The 248-nt window shown below is 71.0% G+C and carries 1 protein-coding gene; it reads right to left on the reverse strand.

What is annotated here, in order from left to right; translation table 11 throughout:
* Positions 1-225: hypothetical protein (locus ACSNOK_RS35505; protein ID WP_436784796.1), on the reverse strand; the 225-nt coding region annotated here is incomplete at its 3' end.
* Between the last annotated feature and the right edge of the window lie 23 nt (positions 226-248).

Raw genomic sequence — 248 nt, forward strand, 5'->3', positions numbered from 1 at the left:
GGCCACCTGCGCGCCCTTGGCGATCGGCGCCTTGAGCGGCCCGGTGTAGGCAATCCGCACCCGCGGGTCGGCGACCGTCAGGCCGGCCGGGAAGGTCAGCGCGATCGCCTTGGGCGCAACGAGCGGCACCTTGTCTTCCGAGCCCAATTGCACATCGGCCTCCCCGACCCGGGCGCCGGCGGCATAGAGCGGCCGCGTCTGCCAGGCGTTGAAGCCCCAGCTCATCAGTTTGGTCGACTCCTCGATCC

Origin of the sequence: Streptomyces sp. URMC 126, from assembly GCF_051386555.1 — a bacterium.
Lineage (GTDB): Bacteria > Actinomycetota > Actinomycetes > Streptomycetales > Streptomycetaceae > Streptomyces.